The sequence below is a fragment of the Rhodococcus spongiicola genome, assembly GCF_004011835.1.
Classification (GTDB): Bacteria; Actinomycetota; Actinomycetes; order Mycobacteriales; family Mycobacteriaceae; genus Prescottella; species Prescottella spongiicola.
Genome location: NZ_RKLN01000003.1, coordinates 389343 through 413358 on the forward strand (window position 1 = coordinate 389343; position 24016 = coordinate 413358).

A 24016-nucleotide genomic window follows, 5' to 3' on the forward strand; every position below is an offset into this window, starting at 1 on the left:
CCGCTCGGGCTGGTTCGTGTGGGTTAGGACACAGACTCGAAATCCCGCTGGCTACGCTGTGCCACATGAATGGGTGGGTCGTACGCGGTCTCGGTCTCGCATTGGCATACGTGGTGGTGCGCACCTTTCTCGGTGCCGCGGTTACACAGTGGCCGCAACAGGGCAGCATCATGCGGTGGTTCGCGCTGATCCTCGTGATCCTCGCGGCGTTCGCCTGGGGGGCGCTCGACGGCATCCGTGACCGTCGGGCCTACCCCGACCCAGACGACGGCGCCGACCTGACGATGATGTGGCTCAAGGCCGCGTTCGTCACCGGCGTACTCGCGGGCGCCCTGTCCTGGTTCGTCGAGATCCTCCTCGACATCGCGATCACGAACGGCGGACTGTTCTTCGAGGTGACCTCGGCAGCGGCGTTCACTGTTCTCCTGGTCTTCGTCCCAGCGACAATTGCGGTCGCTTTGGGTCGGCTCTTCGTCGCGCGCGAGACAAGCAAGTCCGGCGTGCCCGGCGAGGACTTCGAAGACGCCGCCGCCGAGTCCTACGCCGGCAGCGAGTGGTCGTACGAGCACGGTTCCCAGAGCGGATACGATTCCGACGCCGGCTCCCAGGAGACCGGCGACCCCGACAACACTGGCGCCGACAACACCAGGGCCGACAACACCAGGGCCGACAACACCGACACCGAGGTGTTCCCCGCGGTCGACAAGGACCGCCGGCCGGACGGCGCAGATCGCGCTGAACAGTAGAGGCGAGGCGGGCCGGGCCTCGTTCCGGCCTTCAGCCGCGCTGCGCGAGTTCGGCCGTCAGCCTCGCTCCGCGAGGAAGCGCAGCGCCAGGCCGTAGCCCGCGACGCCGAGCCCGACGATCGAGCCCGTCGCTACTGCGCCCAGGTACGAGTGGTGGCGGAAGTCCTCCCGTGCGTGGACGTTCGAGATGTGCAACTCCACGAGGCCGGCCGTCAGTTCCGCACAGGCGTCACGCAGGACCACCGACGTGTGGGTGAGGCCACCGGCGTTGAGGATCACCGGTTCGCGGGCATCCGCGGCCTCGTGTACCCACCCGATCAGTTCGCCCTCGCTGTCACTTTGACGGACGACGACCTCGACTCCTAGTTCGGCCGCGGTGCGCTCGCACATAGCGACGAGGTCGTCGTGGGTGGTGGACCCGTAGACCTCGGGCTGGCGCTTGCCGAGACGACCCAGGTTGGGTCCGTTGATGACCTGAATCCTCACAGCAGCACCGCCCCTCCGCTCGGGCTCTCGTCCCGCGCGACGGCCGAGTACGCGGCGGCGAGCAACGTGGGATCAGGGCCCTCGAGGCGGCCCGGCTTGGCGAGACCGTCGAGAACGACAAAACGGAGCATGCCGGCGCGGCTTTTCTTGTCGGTCTGCATGCCCTCGAGCAACTGCGCGAACGCGTCGCCGTCGTACGTGGTGGGCAGGCCGACGAGCTCGAGGATCGAGCGGTGCCGGTCGGCTGTCGCATCGTCGAGGCGACCGGCGAGGCGGCCGAGTTCGGCGGCGAAGACCAAGCCGACCGACACTGCGGCACCGTGACGCCAGCGGTAGCGCTCACGTCGCTCGATCGCGTGACCGAGTGTGTGCCCGTAGTTGAGGATCTCGCGAAGACTCGACTCACGTAGATCCGCCGCGACCACCTTGGCCTTGACCTCGACCGAGCGACGAATCAACTCGGGAAGGACGGTCCCGGTCGGATCCATCGCGGCCTCGGGATCGGCCTCGATGAGGTCCAGGATGACGGGATCGGCGATGAATCCGGTCTTGATGACCTCCGCCATGCCCGCGACTATCTCGTTGCGCGGCACCGTCTCGAGCGTCGCCAGGTCGACCAGGACTGCGGACGGCTCGTGAAAGGCGCCGACCAGGTTCTTCCCGGCTTCGGTATTGATGCCGGTCTTGCCGCCCACTGCGGCGTCGACCATCGCGAGGAGCGTGGTGGGGACGTGCACGATCCGAACTCCGCGCATCCACGTCGCGGCGACGAACCCCGCGAGGTCGGTTGCGGCACCGCCGCCGAGGCTGACAACCGCGTCGGTGCGCGTCAGGCCGATTCGGCCGAGCACCTCCCAGCAGAAGCCCGCCACCGCGAGTTCCTTGCCATCCTCGGCATCCGGGATCTCGATGCGGTGCGCGTCGATTCCCGTCTCCGCAAGAGCCGTTCTCACCGCCTCCGCCGTCTCCGCGAGCGGGGGTTGGTGGAAGATCGCCACCGTCCGGGTGCCCGCGAGTTCCTCGACGAGCTCGCCGAGCAGGCCCCGTCCGATGATCACCGGATAGGGGTCGGCCGTTGCCACTTCGACGCGTACCGGTTCCGTCACTGCTCTACTGCTCCGCTTCTGTGTCGTCTCGTGTCAGGTCGTCTCGGGTCAGGTCGTTTCGTGTCGAACCGCCTGATCCGGATCCATCGGTCAACTTCTTCACCAACTGCTGGACCACCCTGCTCGGGCTGCGAGCGTCGGTGCGCACCTTGATGCTCGCCACCTGCCGGTACAGCGGCCGACGGCGGCGCATCAAAGCTTGGTACCGCGCCTTGGGGTCACCACCGGTCAGCAGTGGCCGACCCGTATTCGTGCCGGTCCGCTTCAGCCCCTCCGCAACACTGATCTCCAGATACACCACGGTATGCCCGGCCAGCCGGGAACGGGTGCGATCGGACAGGATCGCCCCGCCGCCGAGAGACACTATTCCGGCATGCGACTCGAGTGCCTCCGCCACGACCTGCTCCTCGACCTCCCGGAAGTACTCTTCCCCCTCGGCCGCGAAGATCTCCGGGATAGTACGTCCGACCCGACGCTCGATCTCGACGTCGGTATCGAGCAGTTCGAGTTCGAGCGCATTCGCGAGCCGCCGACCGATGGTCGACTTGCCCGCGCCGGGCGGCCCGATGAGCACGGCGCGTGGTGTCATCCGATCACCGCGGCGGACGGGCCGCGATGCCGTCGACATAGCGCTGGAAGTTCGAGCGGGTCTCGGCGATCGAGTCACCGCCGAACTTGTCGAGCGCGGCCTGCGCGACGACCAGCGCAACCATCGCTTCTGCGACCACTCCGGCGGCCGGGACCGCGCATACGTCGGAGCGCTGATGGATCGCGACGGCTTCCTCACCTGTCGCCATGTCGATGGTGGAAAGGGCGCGCGGAACTGTGGAGATCGGCTTCATCGCGGCTCGAACACGTAGCGCCTCGCCGTTGGTCATGCCGCCCTCGAGACCACCGGCGCGGTTGGTCGAGCGCAGGACGCCGTCGGGGCCGGGACGCATCTCGTCGTGCGCGGCGCTACCGCGCCGCCGCGCGGTCTCGAAGCCGTCGCCGACCTCGACGCCCTTGATCGCCTGAATACCCATGAGGGCCGCCGCCAGACGGGAATCGAGACGGTCGGCGCCGCTGACGAACGAACCGAGGCCCACCGGCAGCCCGTGCACGATCACCTCGACTACACCACCGAGCGTGTCGCCGTCCTTCTTGGCCTCCTCGATCTCGGCGATCATCGAGGATTCGGCTGCTTCGTCGAAGGCCCGCACCGGGCTGGCGTCGATCGCCTCGAGGTCGCCTGCGAGCGGGCCGGGACCGACGTACGGATCGGAGGCGCCGATGGAGATGACGTGTGAGAGGACCTCGACGCCGAAGAGTTGGCGCAGGAACTGGCGGGCCACGGTGCCGGCCGCCACGCGGGCCGCGGTCTCGCGGGCGCTCGCACGCTCGAGGACCGGGCGGGCGTCGTCGAAGCCGTACTTGAGCATGCCGGAGTAGTCGGCGTGGCCGGGGCGGGGCCGAGTGAGCGGCGCGTTACGTGCCTGGCCGGCCAGTTCGGCTTCGTCCACGGGGTCCGCGGACATGATGGTCTCCCACTTGGGCCATTCGGTGTTTCCGACCTCGATCGCGACCGGACCACCCAAGGTGCGGCCATGCCGGACGCCGCCGATGATCGTGACCTTGTCGGCCTCGAACTTCATGCGGGCGCCGCGACCGTAGCCGAGACGTCGGCGCGCAAGCTGCGCCGAGATATCGTCGGACGTCACCTCGACGCCGGCAACCATCCCCTCGAGCATGGAAACGAGGGCGGGACCATGGGACTCTCCAGCAGTTATCCAGCGCAACACATGCAGCATCTTTCCACGTCGGTGGCCTCCGCCTCGACAGTGGGCCACCCCGGGTCGTCGCATCGCTACCGCCGCAGGCGCCAGGGCGCAGGCGCGGTTGTCGCCCCGATCCAGCCGCGCAGATCCAGCCGCCCCGATCCAGCCGAGGGCCCCATCTAGTCGAGGGCAGCTGCCATCGCCTTGCGCGGTGCAGGCATCCCCGTGAACTGTTCCACCTGCCCGTAGGCCTGATTGAGCAGCATCGCCAGTCCCCCCACGACCGTGCCCCCGGAGCGCTCGACCGATTCGGCAAGAGGGGTCGGCCACGGGTCGTAGATGGCGTCGAGAACGAACGGTGCGCCGCCGAGCACCTCCGCGTACGGCGCAGCACCCGCTGCTGGAACTGTGCTGACCAGCGCGGCAGAGCCCGCACAGAGCGCACCGAGCAGATCGCTGTCGAACGTCACGTGCCGCACGGCCAGCCCCATCGCTTCCGCGCAGTCGAGCGTGGCGCGGGCACGGTCGGCGTCGCGCGCCACCACGGTCACCGAAGAAGCACCCAGGCCAGCCAGGGCGACCAGGGCGGGTCGAGCGGTGCCGCCGGCCCCGACCACCACCGCCGACTTCCCGGACAGGTCGCTGACGCCGCCGTCGACGAGGGCACCACGGACACCGTCGACGTCGGTGCAGTCGGCCCGCCATCCGTCGTCGATGCGCACGAGGGTGTTGGCCGACCCCACCGTGACGGCGCGTTCGGTGCGCTCGGCCGCGAATTCGAGCGCCGCGACCTTGCCGGGCATCGTCACCGATAGGCCGACCCATTCGGGCCCGAGGCCCGAGACCAGGCCGGGCAACTGCTCACCGGTGCACTCGAGGCGCTCGTACGTCCACTCGGTCAGCCCCAACGCCCGGTAGGCCGCAAGGTGGAGCTGCGGGGACTTGGAGTGCGTGATGGGACTGCCGAGAACTGCGGCCTTACGCGCGGACACGTCGATCACCTTCCACTGTCGAGAATGCCGCTGCGGTGCGCCATTTCGATGTTCGCCAGGTGCTCTTCGTAGCTACGGGTGAAGAGCGTGGTGCCGTTGTTGTCGATCGTCACGAAGTACAGGTAGTCCCCGGGGGCCGGGTTCTCCGCCGCCTTGAGGGCATTGATGCTCGGCGCCGCGATCGGCGATGCAGGCAGGCCCGGCGTGGCGTACGTGTTCCACGGCGTGACCCGAGCACGGTCGGCGTCCGTGGTTGCGACCTCGACCTCGTCGAGGGCGTAGTTCACGGTGGAATCGAACTGAAGGGGCTGATTCACGGCGAGGCGGTTGAGCACAACCCGTGCGACCTTGTCGAAATCTGCAGGCAATGCCTCACGTTCGACGAGCGAGGCGACGACGAGGATCTCGTACGGAGTCAGACCCACATTCGCACCAGCAGTCTCGATTCCGGTCTTCGCGTAGCTGTCGGCACTCGCGCTCACGAGCTGTCGTAGGATCTCCGTGGGAGTCTGCGTGGGATCGAAGTTCCAGCTGCCGGCCGCGATCATCCCCTCCAGTTGGCGGCCGCGGTCCGGGACACTCGCGACCTGAGTGCGAGCCCAGCCGGGAACACCGAGCGCCGCCAGGTCGGTTCCCGCTCCTGCCTGGTTGAGCTGGTCATAGGTAACGCACTTCTTCGCATCCGCGGGCCCCAAACAGCTGGCGTCGGCGATCAGGCTGTAGATGCCCTTCTTGACCGCACCGGTCTTCACGTCGCGAGTGTCGTGTAGCTGGCGTCCCTCCGCGATCACCAACGCTCCAACTCGAGCATCTGGACCCACGAGCGCCGATACCGCGTCCGCACCCGAAATCTGGGTCGCGATCGCATAGAAACCGGGCCGAACCGAAGTTATCTGGTCGTTGCGGAGCGCGGCGCGGTAGAACGCGGTCTCGCTCTTGACGACGTCCTTGATCGCCATCTCATCCGCGATGTCATCGGCGGTATCGCCGGGGTGCACCTGGATGACGACCTCGGGACCGCCCGGCCCGGAGTAGTCGGGTACCTCGGTCATCCAGTCGTACACGGCAGCTCCGACGCCTCCGAGGAGGACGGCACCGGCGAGAACGCCGATGATCCGGCCCCGACGACGCTTGGGCTTGCGGCTTGCGGCCAGGTGCGGGCGCGAGGGCTCGCGGTGGCTGGTCGGGCGTGTACCGACAGCCGCGGGCGGCGCATGTCGCCGCGGGTCCTCGTACGGGTACCGGTCGTAGTCCGGTTGCCAGTACTGGTCGGTGTGGCCTTGATCCGTGTAGTCATGGTCGGTGTAACCATGGTCGGTGTAAGCGTGGTCTTGTCGTCCGCGACCCTGGCGGTGCTCTGGCGAATTCCGGTGTCCGTGGTCGTTCCGGTGTCCGTGGTCGTTCCGGTGTCCGTGGTCGTTCCGGTGTCCGTGGTTCGGCACGGCGCCGTAGCCTGTGTGGTCGTTGAAGCGGTGATCACCCGCGCGGCCGGCGGTCGGCTCATCTCGGCGGCGCCCCGTCGGCTTCCGATGATCACTCACAAGCCGTCCTCCGTGGGTCGTCCCTTGCCATCGAGGTCCGTCACGTTCACCGCTCTGCTCCGCTCGTCCAACCATCCCTGCAAGATCGCCACCGCCGCGGCCTGGTCGATCATCGGCCGCTGCCCCTTGGCTCGGACTCCGCTTTCGCGCAGTGCCCGTGATGCGGTGACGGTCGTCAGTCGCTCGTCTGCCATCCGCACCGGGATCGGGTCGATGCCGCGCTGCAGTCGTCGTGCGAACGCGGATGCGAGATCGGCAGCCTTCCCACGTTCGCCGCGCAGGGTCTGCGGCAATCCGACGATCACCTCGACGGCCTCGTACTCCTCGACCAGCGCGACAATGCGTCGGATGTCCGGCGCATCGGGCCCCCTTTCCTTCGAGCGGGGAACCGTCTCCACCGGCGTCGCGAGGATGCAGCCGGGATCGGAGGACGCCACCCCGATCCGCACGCTGCCGACATCGATGCCGATCCGACGTCCAGGACCGGGGTCGTCGGCCCCAGGCCGATCCGGCCCGGACAGAATGGGGCGGTTGGGACCCGACTCCGCCGACGGCACCGCTAGGAGTTCCCGGTCAACTCGGCGACGCGGCCGCGTACGCCCTCGAGGGCCGCGGGGATACCCGATACATCGGAGCCGGAGCCCTGCGCCATGTCCGCCTTGCCACCGCCGCGACCGCCGATCTGGGGGCCGAAGCTCGAGACCAGGTCTCCGGCCTTGATACCGAGATCCTGGGCGGCCTTCGTCGTCGCTACGACGAACGGCACCTTTCCGTCGGCATTCCCGAGCAGCACCACCACGGCAGGCTGGGTGCCGAAGCGTCCCCGGACGTCACTGACGAGGCCGCGCAGATCGTTTCCGGCCACGCCGTCCGGAGCCTGCTCGGCGACGAGCAGCACGTCACCGATGCGATGAGCCTGGTCGACGTACGTTCCGGCGGACGCGAGGACTGCCGCCGCCTTGGTGGCTTCGAGTTCCTTCTCAGCCGCACGCAGTCGCTCGACCAGTGCCTCGACGCGGGCGGGCACCTCGTCGGACGGCACCTTCAACGACGACGCGATACCCGCGAGCAGCGCGCGCTCCTTTGCCAGATAGCGGTACGAGTCGAGACCGACGAACGCCTCGACGCGGCGCACACCGGAGCCGACCGACGACTCGCCGAGCAGGGTGACCGGTCCGATCTGCGCCGACGTCTGCACGTGGGTGCCGCCGCACAGTTCCATCGAGAACGGCCCGCCTATCTCGACGACCCGGACCTCGTCGCCGTAGTTCTCACCGAACAGCGCAAGTGCGCCCATCTGCTTCGCTTTGGCGAGATCGGTGACGAAGGTGTTGACGTGATGGTTCGCGGCGACGGCCTCATTGGTGACAGCCTCGATCTCCTGCTTCTGAGACTCCGAGAGCTGGCCCTGCCAGTTGAAGTCGAACCGCAGGTAGCCCGGCTTGTTCAGCGAGCCGGCCTGAACGGCGTTGGGGCCGAGCACCTGTCGGAGCGCGGCATGCACCATGTGTGTGCCCGAGTGACCCTGGGTTGCACCCCTGCGCCATTCGGGATCGACCTGCGCGAGGACCATGTCGCCCTCGGTGATCTGGCCTTCGTTGACCGTGACCCTGTGCACCCACACCTTCTTGGCGATCTTCTGCACGTCGTTGACCTGCACCCGCAGGCCGGCCGCGGTGATCATGCCGCGGTCGGCGATCTGGCCGCCGGCCTCCGCGTACAGCGGGCTGCGGTCGAGGATCACCTCCACGTCCTCGCCGGCCTTCGCGGTGGGCACCCGGACACCGTTCGCGATCAGCGCCAGCACGTGTGCCTCGGAGACGAGTTCGTTGAATCCGGTGAACTGGGTGGGACCGCGGTCGACGAACTCCTTGTAGACCTTCAGATCGGCGTGCGCGTGCTTGCGGGCCTGCGCGTCGTCCTTGGCACGCTTGCGCTGCTCCGCCATGAGCGAGCGGAAGCCGTCCTCGTCGACCGCGAGTCCGGCTTCGGCAGCCATCTCGAGTGTCAGGTCGATCGGGAAACCGTAGGTATCGTGCAGCACGAATGCCTCGTTGCCACCGAACACCTTCCGGCCGGCCGCCTTGACCTGCTCGGCCTCGGCCTCGAACATCTTCGATCCGGCCGCGATGGTCCGGAGGAACGCCGTCTCCTCACCGACGGCCACAGCCAAGATGCGCTCGAAGTCGGTCGCCAGCTCCGGATACGACGGCGCCATGGTGTCGCTGACGACGGTGACGAATTCGCCCATGCTCGGCTTCTCGGCGCCGAGCAGCTTCGCGGACCGGATGATGCGACGCAACAGCCGACGCAGCACGTAGCCGCGACCCTCGTTGCCGGGATTGACGCCGTCGGCGATGAGCATCACGGCGGTGCGGGCGTGGTCGGCGATGACCCTGAACCGAACGTCTGCCTCGTGGTCGGTGCCGTAGGTACGGCCGGACAGTTCCTCCGCCTTGGTGATGACCGGGCGAACCAGGTCGGTCTCGTAGACGTTGTCGACACCCTGCAGGAGGAACGCGACGCGTTCGACGCCCATGCCGGTGTCGATGTTCTTCTTCGGAAGCGGGCCGAGGATCTCGAAGCTGTCCTTGCCGGACCCCAGACCGCGCTCGTTCTGCATGAAGACGAGGTTCCAGATCTCGAGGTAGCGGTCCTCGTCGGCCTCCGGTCCGCCTGGCTTGCCGTACTCGGGGCCACGGTCGTAGTAGATCTCCGAGCACGGACCACACGGCCCGGGGACGCCCATCGACCAGTAGTTGTCGGCCATGCCCCGGCGCTGGATGCGTTCGTCGGGGATGCCGGCCTCTTCCTTCCAGAGTTCTCGCGCCTCGTCGTCGTCGAGGTAGACGGTGACCCACAGCCGCTCGGGGTCGAAGCCGTAGCCGCCGTCATCGACGCTGCTGGTCAACAGCGACCACGCGTGCCGGATGGCTTCGCGCTTGAAGTAGGCACCAAATGAGAAATTACCGGCCATTTGAAAGAACGTGTTGTGACGTGTCGTGATGCCGACGTTCTCGATGTCCAGGGTGCGCACGCACTTCTGCACGCTGGTTGCAGCGTCGTAGGACGGCGTCTCCTGGCCGAGGAAGAACGGAACGAACTGGACCATGCCGGCGTTCACGAACAGCAGGTTCGGGTCGTCGAGAATCAGCGAGGCGCTGGGCACCTCGGTGTGGCCCGCCTTGACGAAGTGGTCGAGGAAGCGCCTACGGATCTCGTGGGTCTGCACCTGTGTTTGTCCTTCGCATGTCGCAGTGTTCAGCCGCCAATGTCGCTTCCGAAATGCGAATCAGCCATTGGCAAGCTTAACGTCCTCTTACGCACCAATTATTCGCCGCATGTGACGCACGGCGCGAGGCGGTCGAGCCGACGACCATGATCACCCGTCGATCTCATTCACCAACGCGCGGGCATATCGGGCGGGCGGGACACCGACCGCCGCGGTGAACTCTCGGGTGAGGTGCGCCTGGTCGTACCAGCCGAGCACCACAGCCAATTCCGCGACGTCGCGCCGCGGATCCGACTGCAGCGCATCGAGGGTGTCGAGCAGCCGGTACCGACTGATGAGCCAGCTAGCGGTGATCCCGGTATAGCGGCGCAGTATCCGCTGCAACGTGCGGTCCGTCAGGCTTCGTCACCGGCGACCGGTTCGGGGCCATCGTGGATCCGTTCGGACACCGCTAGGCGATCCTCACTCGGGTCGAGGACGTGACCGAGGAGGAGGCGCAGCGCCGGGTCGAGCAGTGGCTCGCCACGCAGCCCACGATGTGACGCACGCCACGATCCGACCCGGGGATCGTCCGCGGGCTCAACCGCCGCGGACGATCCGGCGCAGCTTCGGTACCCGGCCGGCAACCTCGCGCTCCGCGCCGTGGGTGGTCGGCTCGTAGTAGTCGACACCGACGAGTTCGTCCGGCGGATACTGCTGCGCCAGCACGCCATCCGGATGGTCGTGCGGATACCGGTAGCCGACGGCATTGCCCAGTTGCGCGGCGCCCGCGTAGTGACCATCCCGCAGGTGCCCCGGCACCAGCCCGGCGTTGCCGGCCGCGACATCGGCCATCGCGGCACCCAACGCAGCAATGACGGCGCCCGACTTGGGTGCGGTCGCGAGGTGGATCGTGGCCTGCGCCAAGGCGAGGCGAGCCTCCGGCATACCGATCAACTGGACCGCCTGCGCAGCTGCGGTCGCGGTCTGCAGCGCCGTGGGGTCGGCCATGCCGATGTCCTCGCTGGCGTGCACGACGAGACGGCGGGCAATGAAGCGGGGATCTTCTCCCGCGGTGATCATCCGCGCGAGGTAGTGCAGCGCGGCGTCGACGTCGGAACCACGGATCGACTTGATGAATGCACTGATCACGTCGTAGTGCTGGTCGCCGTCCCGGTCGTAGCGCACGGCAGCCTTGTCGATGCTGGACTCGACGGTCTCGAGGTCGAGGATCGCGGGACGCTCGTCGGTCCGGTCGAGCGCGGTCCCAGCCGCTGCCTCGAGCGCCGTCAGTGCTCGCCTCGCGTCACCGGCGGCGAGCCGGACAAGATGCTCGAACGCGTCGTCAGCTATCTCGATGGACCCACCGAGGCCGCGCTCGTCAACGCGGGCGCGCTCGATGAGCAGCCGGATGTCGTCGGCCGTGAGCGACTGCAGCTGCAACACCAGTGACCGCGACAGCAGCGGTGAGACCACCGAGAAGGACGGGTTCTCGGTGGTCGCCGCGACGAGCAGCACGATGCGGTTCTCGACTGCGGCGAGCAAGGCGTCCTGCTGGGTCTTGGAGAATCGGTGGACCTCGTCGATGAACAGCACGGTCTGTTCGCCCTGAAGCAGGCGTCGCCGAGCCAACTCGATGACGCCGCGCACCTCTTTGACGCCGGCCGACAGCGCGGACAGCGCCTCGAACTTGCGGCCCGTGGCACCGGAGATCAGTGACGCCAGGGTCGTCTTGCCCGTCCCGGGCGGCCCGTAGAGCATCACCGACGACGCCCCTGAGCCCTCGACAAGACGCCGGAGCGGCGCGCCCGGCCCCAGCAGGTGCTGCTGGCCGACGACTTCCGAGAGCGTTGCCGGCCGCATACGGACCGCGAGCGGTGCGCCGGGGTTCGGCGTCGGTGCGTGACGCGTCACCGACGTGAGCGGCTCGGGCTCGGATTCGGCGGCCGGTGCCTCGAACAGCCCCGCCGACTCGCCCGCGGTGTCCGCATCTCCGAAGAAACCGGTGTCGCCGAAGAAATCAGTCACGCCTCGACGCTACTAGCCGCCACCGACTCGTTCGACGGAACGAGTGTCGATCACGGCGAGCTCAGCGCCCCGGATTCTCGCACGTGCACCGGTCCGCAGGTTGTACCGCCCGCATGACGTCGGCGATGTGCTGGCCGCAGCCTTCCCACGTGGTCTTCGAACAGATACGGCAGGTGACTGGGTAGCACACGGGGACGGCTCCTCGTAGGTGGCTTGCAGGAGCCTCGATCGTACCCACCCGGGTATACTCCCGAGATCCACACGCTGAGCCGCTCCATCGCGGGGTGCACTGCCTTTCAGGCCGCTATCGCACGATCTTTCAGACCCCGGTTGCGGTGTGAATCCTGATGCGGTCGACCGACCCGGAGAGTGCGAGCCTCCTGAGTAACACGGGATTGTCCGTAGCCTGACTCTCGTGGCAGGCGATGGCCTCGGACTGCACCTTCCGGTCCACATCCACGTCAACGGCACCCTCGCCGTCGAGCCCGGCGAACTCGGTACCCAACTCGGCGTTGAGCGAATCCGCGACTGCGGGGGCGACACCCCACTCGACCACGTTCAGACCCTGATCTGCCGCTACGCGGAACGCGGCTGCCGTAGCGGCGCGATGATCCGGATGCCCGGTGACCCCATTGCCCTCGAACACCACTAGGGTCGCCGCAGCACCGAGCACGTCGAGCACCGCAGCGTCCAGCATCGCCGGATCGACTTCATGCAGACCACCGTCGGGATGGTCGAGGAGAACGACATCGCGGACGCCCAGCAGGTCGGCTGCCGCGGCCAGTTCCTCACGCCGCACCTGTGCGAGGTCCACCGCCGAGCCGAGCGTGCTGGCCTCACCGCGAGTCAGACACAGCACACGCACCTCGGCACCCTCGGACGCGAGCATTGCAAGAACTGCCCCGAGGCCGAAGCTCTCGTCGTCGGGATGCGCCACGACCGCGAGAACCGGCCCCCGGGAGGCCACCTCCCGCAGCCTCAGGTTGCCGGCCGTGTCATCCACACCGAGCTCCCTTCACTCGCCACAATCACAGTGTCGCGCACCCGGCCTCACGACGCGACGAACTACCGGATTGTCGATAACCGAGTGGTCGCTATCGGCAGGGATCGGTATCGACAGAGCTGTATCCGCTAGACCCCTATCGGCAGGGTCCGACTAGACGAGACGTTCCCGCAGCCGCGCGACGACCCGCGACGCGTGCTCGGCGATGACATCGTGGCCGGACCGCTCCGCGAATGTCGACAGGCCCTCCCACCGCGCGAGTAGGGCCTCAGCGCGCGGTGCGGACAGTTGATGCTCACGGACGGCGGCGACCCGCGTGTAGTCCTCGGGCAGGAACAGAGCGGTGCTCAACCAGACCCAGGCCAATTGGGCGTCGAGCACCCGCTCGGTGAGGAAATCGTCGTCTGCGAGCGTCGGCCACATACCCACGACCTCTGCACGCCACGCCTCGACCATCGCGCGGGCGCGCTCGTACGACAGGTCGATGCTGCACAGGCAGGCCGGAAATGAGACCAGCGCGAACGCCAGATCGAGTGTCGCGTCTCGGAAGCCGCCCCACTCGTAGTCCAAGAACCGGACGCCCTCGTCGTTGACGATGATGTTGTCCGGGCACAAGTCCGATGGGCTGAAGGCTCGGAATCGGCCACCGCCGAAGAGCTTCGAGGCACGGGCGGCAATATCGAGCACGTCCGTCGGCACCTCGACGCCGAGGTGCTCGGCGAGCAGCGCGGGAACCGCCTCGAACGACGCCGCCGCCTGCTCGACGAGCATGTCGCCGTGGTGTGCGACCTCCGCCCGACGCAACAGGGCCGTGAAGTCCTCCTCCCGGCCGACAGTGGCAGCGTGCATCCGGCCCAGGGCCTGCGCCATCGCCATGAGCGAATTCGTCACGGTATCGGGATCGGCGTTCTTGAGCAGCGACGCGAACGGCGTCGAGTCGCCGAGATCCCCGAGCACGAGGAGCCGGGCTTCCATGTCGTGGGCCAGCAACGCCGCTCCGGGGCGCGTCTCGGTCGCCAACGCGGTCGCGAACTGGTACGAGACGGCCTCCCGGAGGAAGGCGACTTCGCCCGTCGAATGCTCCGGGAAGCCCAACTCGATGCGCCGTGAGGGCCCGGTCTGGTGCGGCGTCTCCAGCAACTGCTTGATCACCAGCGTCCGCGGAAGCGAGAACGGGTTCTCGGCAACGCGGACGCGAAGCACGACAGTCCGACCGCTTCCTCCGAGGTCGATTGGGTCGACGAGTCGTACCGGTGCGCCGGTACGACGGGTGAGCAACTTCTCTGCTGCGGCAACAACCTCGGAGAGGGGTTCCGCCAATATCGCGGTCATCGGACACCAACCTACCTGGCCCAGACACCCGAAGTCGGGCATTCAAGACTGTCGATGCAGCACCGGACGCCCTCAACTGGGAAAACCAAAGGTTGCAGATCGGTCACGACCGGTGCCCTAGTGTTACAACTGCAAAACTACACACACACTCGCTCACAAGCGACCCGAACCGGCGCCCGGCGGCGTCCTACTCGTCGTTCACGCCCGCTCGTCGTTCACGCCCGCGGCTCCGGTTTGACGTCGATGCCGGACTCCTTGCGCTGCAATTCGGTGATGGGCGCGGGAGCATCCGTCAGCGGGTCCATGCCGCCGCCGGACTTCGGGAACGCAATGACCTCACGGATCGAGTCGGTGCCCGAGAGCAGCGCGGCGATGCGGTCCCAACCGAACGCGATACCGCCGTGCGGGGGCGCCCCGAAGGCGAAGGCGTCGAGCAGGAAGCCGAACTTCTCCTCTGCCTCCTCGTGCGAGATGCCCATCACCTTGAAGACGCGTTCCTGCACGTCCTTGCGGTGGATACGGATGCTGCCGCCGCCGATCTCGTTGCCGTTGCAGACGATGTCGTACGCGTAGGCAAGCGCGGACCCGGGATCGGTGTCGAACGTGTCCATCGACTCCGGCTTGGGCGAGGTGAAGGCGTGGTGGACCGCGGTCCACGCGCTGTAGCCGAGAGCGACGTCGCCGGCAGCGGTGGCCTCGTCGGTGGGTTCGAACAGCGGCGCGTCGACGACCCACACGAATGCCCAGGCGTCGGGGTCGATGAGGTTCTGCTTACGGGCGATCTCACCGCGCGCGGCACCGAGCACTGCCCGGGACGTCTTGACGGCGCCGGCGGCGAAGAAGATGCAGTCGCCGGGGTTCGCGCCGACATGCTTGGCCAGGCCCTCGCGTTCGGCGTCGGGGAGCTTCTTCGCTACCGGTCCCCCGAAAGTGCCGTCCTCGTTGACCAGGACGTAGGCGAGCCCGTTCGAGCCGCGTTGCTTGGCCCACTCCTGCCACGCGTCGAGTTGCTTGCGCGGCTGGCTTGCGCCCCCCGGCATGACGACGGCCCCGACGTACGGTGCCTGGAAGACGCGGAACGTGGTGTCCTTGAAGTATTCGGTGCACTCGACGAGCTCGACGTCGAACCGCAGGTCCGGCTTGTCCGTGCCGAAGCGTCGCATCGCCTCGGCGTACGTCATGCGCGGAATAGGGGTGGTGATGTCGTGACCGACGAGCCTCCACACCGCGTGCAGGATCTCCTCGGCCAGCAGGATGACGTCCTCCTGAGTCACGAAGCTCATCTCGATGTCGAGCTGAGTGAACTCGGGTTGGCGGTCCGCGCGGAAGTCCTCGTCTCGGTAGCACCGTGCGATCTGGTAGTAACGCTCGATGCCGCCGACCATGAGCAACTGCTTGAACAGCTGCGGACTCTGCGGCAGTGCGTAGAAGCTCCCGGGCTGCAGACGAGCAGGGACCACGAAATCGCGTGCACCCTCCGGAGTGGAGCGGGTGAGCGTCGGGGTCTCGACCTCGACGAACTCGTGGTGTGCGAGCACCGCGCGCGCCGCAGCGTTGACCTTGGAACGCAGCCGGATCGCGTGTCCCGGACCCTCGCGGCGAAGATCCAGGTAGCGGTACTTGAGACGGGCTTCCTCGCCAACCTGGTCGTCGAGTTGGAACGGCAATGCATCGCTCTCGTTGAGCACCTCGAGTTCGACCGCATTGACCTCGACCGCACCGGTCGGGATCTCGAAGTTCTGGTTGCCCTCGGGGCGAACCTCGACGACACCGGTCACCTTCACGCAGTACTCGGCGCGGAGACGGTGCGCCTGCTCGAGCACGTCACCTGCGCGGAAGACCGCCTGCGACACACCTGACGCATCGCGGAGATCGATGAAGATCACCCCGCCGTGGTCACGCCGTCGCGCCACCCAACCGGTGAGGGTGACGGTCTGCTCAGCATGCTCGGGTCGTAGCGAACCGGCCAGATGAGTGCGCAGCACGGGATTCCTTTCACAAGCTTCCGGCACAAGTTTCTGTCGGCTGCGATCCTACGGAGGCACCTCGCTCGATCGGAAACCTGTGCCCGGATTGCAGGAATTCGGTAACAACCAGCCAACACCCAGCCCGGACGGTCTCGGACAGCAGCTACCGCCCTCCCCTGCACCACGCCCGAGCCCCGACGCTTAGCCTTTTCAGGTTCCCGTTCACGACGACAGAGCTGTTTCCGACGACGGAGCTGTCGACACCCAGAGGAGGCCACCTGTGGCGACCGTCCACCGCGACCGCGCCCTCGAAGCACGCGACGAGGTGGCCCTGCGCGACAGCCGCGTCGAGATGTCGTGGACCGACGTCGACCGCATGGTGAATCGGGTGGCGAATGCGCTGCGGGAACTGGACCTCGGCCCCGACCGACGGATCGCGGTGTTCGCACGCAACTCGGCAGAGACCATCCTCGCGCACGTCGGAATCATCTACGCCGGCTGCTCCCCCGTGCCCGCGAGCTTTCATCTGACGGCACCTGAGCTCGCGTACGTCCTCGAGAACTCGGGTGCCGCGGCCCTTTTCGTCGGCCCGGAGAACGCCGCCGACGGCGTGCAGGCCGCGCAACTGGCCGGGGTGCCGCTGGTGGTCGGCTGGCGCGTCGATGCCGACGGGGTCACCGCGTGGGACGAGTGGCTCGACGCCGCCTCGGGGGATGACCCGCCGTCGGACGCCCCTGCCCTGCCGTTCCTGTGCTACACATCCGGCACGACAGGAACCCCCAAGGGTGTCAACGCACTTGCGGGCAGCCCCGCCCCCGGTTCGACGGTGGACGAGTACGTGCGCTCGATGCGGGCACTGCCTCTCGCGCAGTGGCCGGAACATCTCGTGGTCGGCCCGCTCCACCACACCGGCCCTCTCGTGAGTGTGCGCCTCCTCGCGTGCGCGATGCCCGTCACCGTGCTCGAGAGGTTCGACGCCGAGACGGTGCTCGCGACGATCGATCGGTACCGCATCACGACGTCACTGATGGTGCCGACGCATTTCCGTCGCTTGCTGTCGCTGCCCACCCACGTGCGCGCCCGCTACGACGTCGGTTCGCTGGAGCTGGTCACGCACACCGGCGCGGTGTGCCCACCCGACGTCAAGCGAGCGATGATCGACTGGTTCGGACCGGTGCTGTTCGATTCGTACGGGGGCAGCGAAACCGGTCCACTGTGCGGGATCTCGTCCGCTGAGTGGCTGCGGCGGCCGGGCAGCGTCGGGCGGGTACGGCCGCCGTTCGTACGTGCGGTCGCCGTGGACTCCGACGGGAACGAATTGCCGACGAGTGTCGAGGGAAGGCTGGCGTTCGAGGAACGGGACGGCCGATCGGTCACCTATCTGGGTGCTGCGCAGAAGACCTCCGAGGCGCTGATCCGCCCGGGGCTGTTCACACTCGGCGACGTCGGCTACGTCGACGAAGACGGGTTCGTGTTCATCACCGACCGTGAGACCGACATGATCATCTCGGGAGGTGTGAACATCTATCCCGCCGAGATCGAGAACGTGCTCGTCACCCACCCCGACGTCGCCGACGTCGCGGTGATCGGTGTGCCCGACGGGGACATGGGCGAGTCGGTTGTGGCTCTGGTGGTGCCGCACGGACAAATCCCGGCGGTGACCGACCTTGTCGAGCACTGTCGCACCGTGTTGGCGGGTTACAAGGTGCCCCGAACGATCGAGTTCCGCGACGATCTGGGGCGCAACGCAATGGGCAAGCTCGCCAAGAGAAGCCTGCGGGCAACGTTTGCTGCGCCGGCAACGTAGCTCCGGCCCTAGGTTCGAACGTGACACCGTTGGGTCGGAGATCGCCGCGGGGACACGTTCAGTCGTCCGGTTCAGGCTCCGGCCCAGTGTCCGCCTGCCGTTCCTGAACGAGTTCGTAACGGCGACCGTACGTCTCGACGAGTGACTGGATCACCGCGACCACCGGCACCGACACCAGCGCGCCGATGGCCCCGAACAGCGAAGCGCCGACGATCACCGACCCGAACGCGACCGCCGGGTGGATCGACACTGTGCGGGACGTGATACGCGGATGCAGGACGTAGTTCTCGATCTGCTGGTAGGCAGTTCCGAACAGCACCACCCACACCCCTTCGATCGGCTCCGCCGCGGCGGCGATGAGAGCCGGTAGCGCGATGGCAAGGTAGGTCCCGAGGGTAGGGACGAACTGGGAGACGACACCGGTCCAGATCGCGAGCGGTAGCCAGTAGGGGACTCCGATCACCATGAGGAACAGTCCCGTCGCAACGGCGCTGATCGCGGCGAGAATGAGTCGGGACACCACGTATCCGCCGGCCTTCTCAACGGAAATTTCCCAGACGGTCGCAATGACCCGCTGCTGCCGCGCCGGGAACCAGCTCGAAATGGTGCGCCGGAGTTGAGGCCCTTGGGCGGACATGTAGAAGACGAACAGCACCAACGCCAGCGCCTGGAAGACGACACCGACCACGGAAGACACGACGCCCAGGACGCTGGGCGCGTACCTGTCCGCGAGGTCGCGGATGTTCTCGGGTGTGAGTGAGATCAGGTCCTCGGTATTGAAGTCGGTGCCGAACGTGCGGTTGGCCCATTCGGTAGCACGGGTGAGCGCGTCCGGAAGCGTGCCGAGCAACTGCGCGAGCTGCTCGGCAAGCAACGTGCCGAAGAGCGCGACGAACCCGATCCCGAACGCGAAGAACCCGAACAGAACCAGGCCGGTACCCGCGCCGCGCCGCAACCCTGCACGTTCGAGCTTGTCCACCACCGGTTCGATGGTCACGCTCACAAGCCACGCCAGAAACAGCGTGCCGAGGAACCCGCGGATGTTGACGAACAGCCAGCCCGCCATCTGGTAGGCGGCGACCGCGAGGAGAACGTAGACGATTGCCACCCGGAGCCAACGCAGATTCGTCCTCCGGCTCTCGGCATCGACTGACGTGGGCGCGCCCGAGTCGGCCGGCGCGCCGGAGTCGGCCGTAGAGTCGTCCCCACCCATCGCATCCTCCGCCCCGCGATCGTTCGTGTTCTACCGCGGAACCTACCGCGGGAACGCCATTCGGTGCGTCAGCGTGGCGACAGTCAGAACAGTGTCGGCACCGGCTCCTTCTCGACGGGGCCCGGATCGCTGCGCGCCACCGAGTCCCCGAGCTCGGATCGTCCCCCCAGCCCGTAGTACTCGACCATCGGTTCCACACGCGCCCGCAGCCAGGCCTTGTACTCGGGGGTGACATAGGCGCCTCGCCCGTACAACCTGCGATATCGGCGCACCAGAGCGGGGTGCTCGGATCCGAGCCAGCTGAGGAACCAGCCACGAGTGCTGCCGCGTAGGTGCAGCGGAAAGATCGTCACTCCCGTAGCGCCCGCCTCCGAAATCGCGGACAGTAGACCATCGAGGTGCGCCGTCGAGTCGGTCAGGTACGGGAGCACCGGCGCAACCATGACGTTGCACGGCAGCCCAGCATCGGTGACCTCGCGGATCAGTTCCAGACGCGCCCGAGGGGACGGGGTACCCGGCTCGATCGCCGTCTGCAGATCGTGGTCATGGATGGCCAGCGACACGCCGATGCCCACGCGGACTTGCTCCGACGCCTGACGTAACAGCGACAGATCTCGTTGCAGCAAAGTCCCTTTCGTCAGGATCGAGAAAGGGGTGCGTGATTCCGCGAGTGCCCCGATGATCGCCGGCATCAAACGGTAGCGGCCCTCGGCCCGCTGGTACGGGTCGGTGTTGGTGCCGAGCGCGACGTTCTCCCGCTTCCACGATCGTCGGGCAAGCTCCTTCCGCAACACCGCCGCGACGTTCATCTTCACGACGATCTGGCTGTCGAAGTCCCGTCCGGAATCCAGATCCAGGTACTCGTGCGTCGGCCTCGCGAAACAGTACCGACATGCGTGCGTGCAACCACGAAAGGTGTTGATGGTAAACCGGAACGGCAGCGCCGAACCCTCGGGCACCTTGTTCAACGCACTCTTGCACAGGACCTCGTGGAACGTGATCCCGTCGAACTCCGGAGTCCGGACGCTGCGCATCAACCCGGCCCGTTCCAGTCCCGGGAGAGCGTCGTCCTTCGCATCGAGCGCCTGACCCTGCCACCTCATGATTCAAGTCGAACACGCGTGCGAATTTCATGTCAACACTGCAGTGGGTCGACGCCTACTGTGAGGACCGTGAGGGACTACTGACCGATCACCCGTTCGAGACAAACCGGATCACGACGTCCGTCAGATTCGACGATCCCAGTCGGGAACCGGTCTGCCACGGCCGGAACAACTCCCACACCGAGACGCCGAGCGGCTATCTCGGTGAACTGCTCGATGTGGGGCTGTTCGCGCGGGACCGTACGTGCGCCTCAGAACATGAACACTCCGCGCGTGGCCAGCCAAAGAATGGGGTTGATCTTCACGCCACCGGGAAGATCGGCCTCGAAGTGCAGGTGCGGGCCCGTCGAGTTGCCACGGCTGCCGACGTTGGCGATGCGCTGGCCGGCGAACACACGCTGCCCCACCGAGACGAGGTTGACGTCCTGGTGGCCGTAGGTAGTGACGCTGCCGTCGTCGTGGCGGATACGTATCCACAGACCGAAACCCGAGGCTGGACCGGAATCGATGACGGTGCCGCTGGCGGCGGCGAGGATCGGTGCTCCCATCGGTGCCGCGATGTCGATCCCCCGGTGGGCGCCACCGTACTGCTGGGAGATCGGGCCGGAAGCCGGACGTGCCGCGCCACCGAGACTTCCGAGGCTGCCAAGACTGCCGAGACTGCCGAGATCAAATCCCCCATCCGAACCGGTCCTGAGACTCTGCACCGCTCCCGCAAAGCTGTCCAAGGCCGACGCTGCGGTGTCGAGGTATTGCGCCACCTCTCCCAACCCGATCGGCAAGGCAGGTTGCGCCGACGCGGTCGGACCCGAGACGACTGCCAGCCCCGCCGTCAACCCAGCCGCCGCAAGCACGCCCGCGATCGACCGCTGATACCGCGACCGTTGCTTCGTACTACCCATCCCCACATCCCCTCTCGAACGTCGGATCCCAGTCCTAACTCGATCGGTGGCAGCACAGGACGACGAGCTGTATCCGAAGAAGACCTGGCGCAATCTGTTACCGCCGCAAGAGAACCGCCTCCCCGGTCGGTACCTGCACCCGCCGGGCGGACCCGATGGGTATCAAACGCATCGCGCGGGTCGAACTCTCGGTTTATGGCGCCCCCGCGCACCAGTCCTGGCTGTGTCCGTGCGGCGAACCGTAACACCGTCGAGAGCGCTCAGCGACCGGTTGGTACTGATTACGCCCACATCGGTACCATTCGCCCGGTTATCCGGCCCTCGTCGGCTTGGCTGTCACCTGTTGCGAGCCGATACCCGCAACTCACACGGCCGGACAGCGCTCGTGCCACACGCCGTGGCACTCCTGTGCGGTGGCACATTCCTGTAAGGATGGGGGCATGACGGCGACGGGTGTTGGCCGACCGCGACTGTCGACGCGCAGGCGGCCTGGAGCGACCGCACGTGAGGAAATCCTGGACGCGGCGGCCGAACTGTTCACTACACGGGGGTTCACCGGCACCTCGACGCGGATGATCGCCGACGCCGTAGGCATCCGGCAGGCATCGATGTACCACCACTTCGCCACGAAGGACGACATCCTCGCGACGCTTCTGCTCGGGACCGTGGCGGGACCCGTCGAGCGCGCCGAGCAGATCCGGATCAACTGTGAGGACCCGATGGTCCGCATGTACGCCCTCGCGCTGTTCGACGCGAGCCAGCTCGCGGCGTCGCGCTGGAACCTCGGTGCCCTGTATCTGCTGCCGGAGGTTTCCACCGATCGCTTCGCCGACTTCCGGAGGCTGCGCAACGAACTCATGGTTCGCTATTCCTCGTTCGCCGTCGACGCCCTGAGGGCGAACGGGGGGAGCGACTGTGGTCCAGGTACTCCCGAGTTACCGTTCCGACTGGTCGAGGCGATGATCGGTGCGCGCTCGGACGCGATCAGCCCCCGGGCGTTCGCGCTCACACCGCACACAATCGCTGCCGCCGCCCTGCGCACCCTCGGATGGTCCGGTCCGACCGAGCCGATTGCGCACAGCGCGGTCGTTCTGCTCGATCAGCTGGCCGAGAGTTGTCCACAGCCCGGCCCGTGAGGTGGGGCGCCCACCACGTATTGGTTAGAGTGTGCTCAGATTCGGGCACCCGAATTCAACTTACTGGGGGTCATGTTGGACGGATTCAGGGCTGCGCCCGATGAGATTCGCGCATACGGCGACATTGCGGCGGGAGCGGCCGCTCACATCGCCGCGACGGAAGGGCTGGACGTCGCGGCCAACGTCGCGGCACTGGCACCGGTGTTCGGCGTGATCGGCGCCGACTTCCTCGCGACGTACGCCACGACACAGGCGACCCATGCGGGATCGGTTGCCGCGCTCGCGCACTCGTATGCCGGGACCGGATCGGTCGCGCATGCCATCGCCGCCGCATACGACTCTGCGGACCGGAACATCAGCACCGTGCTCGGTGCCGCACAAACTGCTCTGGGGGAGAACGCATGACGATGCCGGACGCGAATTCGCCAGAGGGCGACCAGCCGACGGTGCTGGATTTGCTGCAGGGTTCGCCTGTCGGACCGATCCTGGACATGCCGGTCCCCCGTACCCCGATGGAGGCGCTGGAGGCGTCGCCACTCGGGCCCCTGCTGGACACGCCGTTCACCGACATCGCGGCGAATGCGCTGCCACCGCTTCCGACGCTGCCACCGCTTCCGACGTTGCCACCGCTACCACCGCTGCCCGGAATCGAGCAGTTGCTGGAGCCAATCTCCAACCTCGCGGGTGCGTTCGGTACCGGCGCGATCGGAGGTGTCGATCCGACAGCCTTCTTGCAGCAGTCGTCCTCGATCATCGACACTGCCCTGTCGATGGGTATCTCCGGGTTGCGGGCCCTCGACAGCGCCTGGGACGGCCCCGCCGCTCTCGCTGCGCAGACGCAGGGACAGCAGACCCAGGCTGCCGGCGAGGAACTGAGCCGACGCGGCAACGAGATCGCTGCGGTCACCCAGGAAGCGGTGAGCACCGTGTCCCGCGGCAACGCCGAACTCGTGGCCGTCGTCGAATCGTTCGTCGCGACGGTCGTCGCCGCCGGACCGGTGGTGCTGACGCCTCCCGGTCAGACGATGATCATCGCCGCCGCCGCGGACCACTTGCAGCGCGCCCTGTCCGTGGTGGCGAAAACCAGGGCGGAACTCGCCCAGCACCAGGCCGCAATGGCCGCGCTGGGTACGCCGATACCGGTGCCCGCCGCACCGACCCCGGCGCCAGGACTGGCGAACAGCGGAGGCCCGTCACCGATCGCGATTGCAGCCTCCCTACTCGAGTCCGTGGGCACGACCCGTGCAGATGGCACGCCCGCACAGACCGTTGCGGCCGGTTTCACTGCAGCCGCCGGCGGAGATCTGTCGGCGTCGCTGACTGCGAACTCCGGCACCGGACTCACGGCGGGCTCCGCCGAGCGCGGCGCCTCGGCTGCCCAATTGTCGGCAGGAGCCCCCGCAGCGGGGACGCCGACCCGACCGGTCACGGCCACAACGGGACCGGGCATACCGAGCACCGTGCCAGGCGCTCCGGCCAACGCCGGGATGATGCCACCGGCCGCTCGACACGGCTACGACGACTCCGTCGATCGCAGCGGTGCGAAGGTGCTGCTGGACACCGGACCGAGCCACGAAGTCGTCGGCGACCTGCCGCTCGTGGCTCCCGCCGTAATCGGGGACATCGGTCCGGACGATATCGACTTCGACAACCTGCGCTGAGGGCATCTCGGATGTCCGCACCGAC

At 67.3% G+C, this 24016-nt stretch carries 21 protein-coding genes and 1 pseudogene; 6 read left to right on the forward strand and 16 right to left on the reverse strand.

The features are described 5' to 3' along the window. Positions 1 to 65: 65 nt before the first annotated feature. Positions 66 to 746 (forward strand): B-4DMT family transporter, encoded by a 681-nt coding sequence (locus EF834_RS09840; RefSeq protein WP_127947026.1) that lies wholly within the window; start codon positions 66 to 68, stop codon positions 744 to 746. Positions 747 to 803: 57 nt separating this feature from the next. Here the strand turns inward: EF834_RS09840 and aroQ are convergent, their stop codons facing one another. The 9 genes from aroQ to EF834_RS09885 all read right to left on the reverse strand — a co-directional run bounded on the left by aroQ (position 804) and on the right by EF834_RS09885 (position 10244). After that, on the reverse strand, positions 804 to 1232 hold the full coding sequence (aroQ, locus tag EF834_RS09845; RefSeq protein WP_127947027.1) for a type II 3-dehydroquinate dehydratase: 429 nt from the start codon (positions 1230 to 1232) through the stop codon (positions 804 to 806). Continuing rightward, a complete protein-coding gene (aroB, locus tag EF834_RS09850; protein ID WP_127947028.1) occupies positions 1229 to 2338 on the reverse strand; it encodes a 3-dehydroquinate synthase in 1110 nt (369 codons plus the stop codon). The genes aroQ and aroB overlap by 4 nt, the downstream gene beginning before the upstream one ends. Before the next feature lie 4 nt (positions 2339 to 2342). Then, entirely contained in the window at positions 2343 to 2927 is a 585-nt protein-coding gene (locus EF834_RS09855; protein ID WP_127947029.1) for a shikimate kinase, read from the reverse strand. 4 nt (positions 2928 to 2931) lie between these two features. Further along, a complete protein-coding gene (gene aroC / locus EF834_RS09860) occupies positions 2932 to 4119 on the reverse strand; it encodes a chorismate synthase (protein WP_127947333.1) in 1188 nt (395 codons plus the stop codon). A 155-nt stretch (positions 4120 to 4274) separates the two neighbouring features. Continuing rightward, positions 4275 to 5096, reverse strand: a complete 822-nt coding sequence (locus EF834_RS09865; RefSeq protein ID WP_127947030.1) for a shikimate dehydrogenase — start codon at positions 5094 to 5096, stop codon at positions 4275 to 4277. Next, positions 5093 to 6628, reverse strand: a complete 1536-nt coding sequence (gene mltG / locus EF834_RS09870; protein WP_235871090.1) for an endolytic transglycosylase MltG — start codon at positions 6626 to 6628, stop codon at positions 5093 to 5095. The genes EF834_RS09865 and mltG overlap by 4 nt, the downstream gene beginning before the upstream one ends. Beyond that, on the reverse strand, positions 6625 to 7152 hold the full coding sequence (gene ruvX, locus EF834_RS09875) for a Holliday junction resolvase RuvX (RefSeq protein ID WP_127947334.1): 528 nt from the start codon (positions 7150 to 7152) through the stop codon (positions 6625 to 6627). Before ruvX ends, mltG begins: the two co-directional genes overlap by 4 nt. 35 nt (positions 7153 to 7187) lie before the next feature. Beyond that, positions 7188 to 9860, reverse strand: coding sequence for an alanine--tRNA ligase (gene alaS / locus EF834_RS09880; protein ID WP_127947032.1), 2673 nt, complete (start codon positions 9858 to 9860; stop codon positions 7188 to 7190). 150 nt (positions 9861 to 10010) lie between these two features. After that, a complete protein-coding gene (locus EF834_RS09885) occupies positions 10011 to 10244 on the reverse strand; it encodes a helix-turn-helix domain-containing protein (protein WP_164874109.1) in 234 nt (77 codons plus the stop codon). 8 nt (positions 10245 to 10252) lie between these two features. On the opposite strand from EF834_RS09885, the pseudogene EF834_RS18495 reads away from it, so the two are divergent. Continuing rightward, positions 10253 to 10402: pseudogene (locus EF834_RS18495) on the forward strand (VOC family protein); the annotation flags it as partial. Between the two features lie 37 nt (positions 10403 to 10439). Here EF834_RS18495 and EF834_RS09895 read toward each other — a convergent pair. From EF834_RS09895 to aspS, 4 genes are all read right to left on the reverse strand, one after another. After that, on the reverse strand, positions 10440 to 11867 hold the full coding sequence (locus tag EF834_RS09895; RefSeq protein ID WP_235871091.1) for a replication-associated recombination protein A: 1428 nt from the start codon (positions 11865 to 11867) through the stop codon (positions 10440 to 10442). 319 nt (positions 11868 to 12186) lie between these two features. Then, positions 12187 to 12870 (reverse strand): PIG-L deacetylase family protein, encoded by a 684-nt coding sequence (locus tag EF834_RS09900; RefSeq protein ID WP_127947034.1) that lies wholly within the window; start codon positions 12868 to 12870, stop codon positions 12187 to 12189. Between the two features lie 153 nt (positions 12871 to 13023). Next, positions 13024 to 14202 (reverse strand): phosphotransferase family protein, encoded by a 1179-nt coding sequence (locus EF834_RS09905; protein WP_127947035.1) that lies wholly within the window; start codon positions 14200 to 14202, stop codon positions 13024 to 13026. A 215-nt stretch (positions 14203 to 14417) separates the two neighbouring features. After that, positions 14418 to 16187 carry an aspartate--tRNA ligase gene (gene aspS / locus EF834_RS09910; RefSeq protein ID WP_127947036.1) on the reverse strand — a complete coding sequence of 590 codons (1770 nt, stop codon included), beginning with the start codon at positions 16185 to 16187 and terminating at the stop codon, positions 14418 to 14420. Positions 16188 to 16449: 262 nt separating this feature from the next. On the opposite strand from aspS, the gene EF834_RS09915 reads away from it, so the two are divergent. Continuing rightward, positions 16450 to 17976 carry an AMP-binding protein gene (locus EF834_RS09915; RefSeq protein ID WP_127947037.1) on the forward strand — a complete coding sequence of 509 codons (1527 nt, stop codon included), beginning with the start codon at positions 16450 to 16452 and terminating at the stop codon, positions 17974 to 17976. A 58-nt stretch (positions 17977 to 18034) separates the two neighbouring features. Here EF834_RS09915 and EF834_RS09920 read toward each other — a convergent pair whose 3' ends face one another. The 3 genes from EF834_RS09920 to EF834_RS09930 form a co-directional block, all read right to left on the reverse strand. Further along, complete coding sequence (locus EF834_RS09920) at positions 18035 to 19189, reverse strand: AI-2E family transporter (protein WP_127947038.1); 1155 nt, start codon at positions 19187 to 19189, stop codon at positions 18035 to 18037. Positions 19190 to 19272: 83 nt separating this feature from the next. After that, positions 19273 to 20292 (reverse strand): Rv2578c family radical SAM protein, encoded by a 1020-nt coding sequence (locus tag EF834_RS09925; RefSeq protein WP_127947039.1) that lies wholly within the window; start codon positions 20290 to 20292, stop codon positions 19273 to 19275. Between the two features lie 251 nt (positions 20293 to 20543). Beyond that, entirely contained in the window at positions 20544 to 21194 is a 651-nt protein-coding gene (locus EF834_RS09930) for a M23 family metallopeptidase (RefSeq protein ID WP_127947040.1), read from the reverse strand. Positions 21195 to 21634: 440 nt separating this feature from the next. On the opposite strand from EF834_RS09930, the gene EF834_RS09935 reads away from it, so the two are divergent. The 3 genes from EF834_RS09935 (at position 21635) to EF834_RS09945 (ending at position 23991) form a co-directional block, all read left to right on the forward strand. Further along, positions 21635 to 22330: a TetR/AcrR family transcriptional regulator gene (locus tag EF834_RS09935; RefSeq protein ID WP_127947041.1), complete on the forward strand. Its 696-nt coding sequence runs from the start codon at positions 21635 to 21637 to the stop codon at positions 22328 to 22330. A 72-nt stretch (positions 22331 to 22402) separates the two neighbouring features. Continuing rightward, positions 22403 to 22735: an ESX-1 secretion-associated protein gene (locus EF834_RS09940; RefSeq protein WP_127947042.1), complete on the forward strand. Its 333-nt coding sequence runs from the start codon at positions 22403 to 22405 to the stop codon at positions 22733 to 22735. Next, entirely contained in the window at positions 22732 to 23991 is a 1260-nt protein-coding gene (locus EF834_RS09945) for a hypothetical protein (protein ID WP_127947043.1), read from the forward strand. Before EF834_RS09940 ends, EF834_RS09945 begins: the two co-directional genes overlap by 4 nt. The last annotated feature ends 25 nt before the right edge of the window (positions 23992 to 24016 follow it).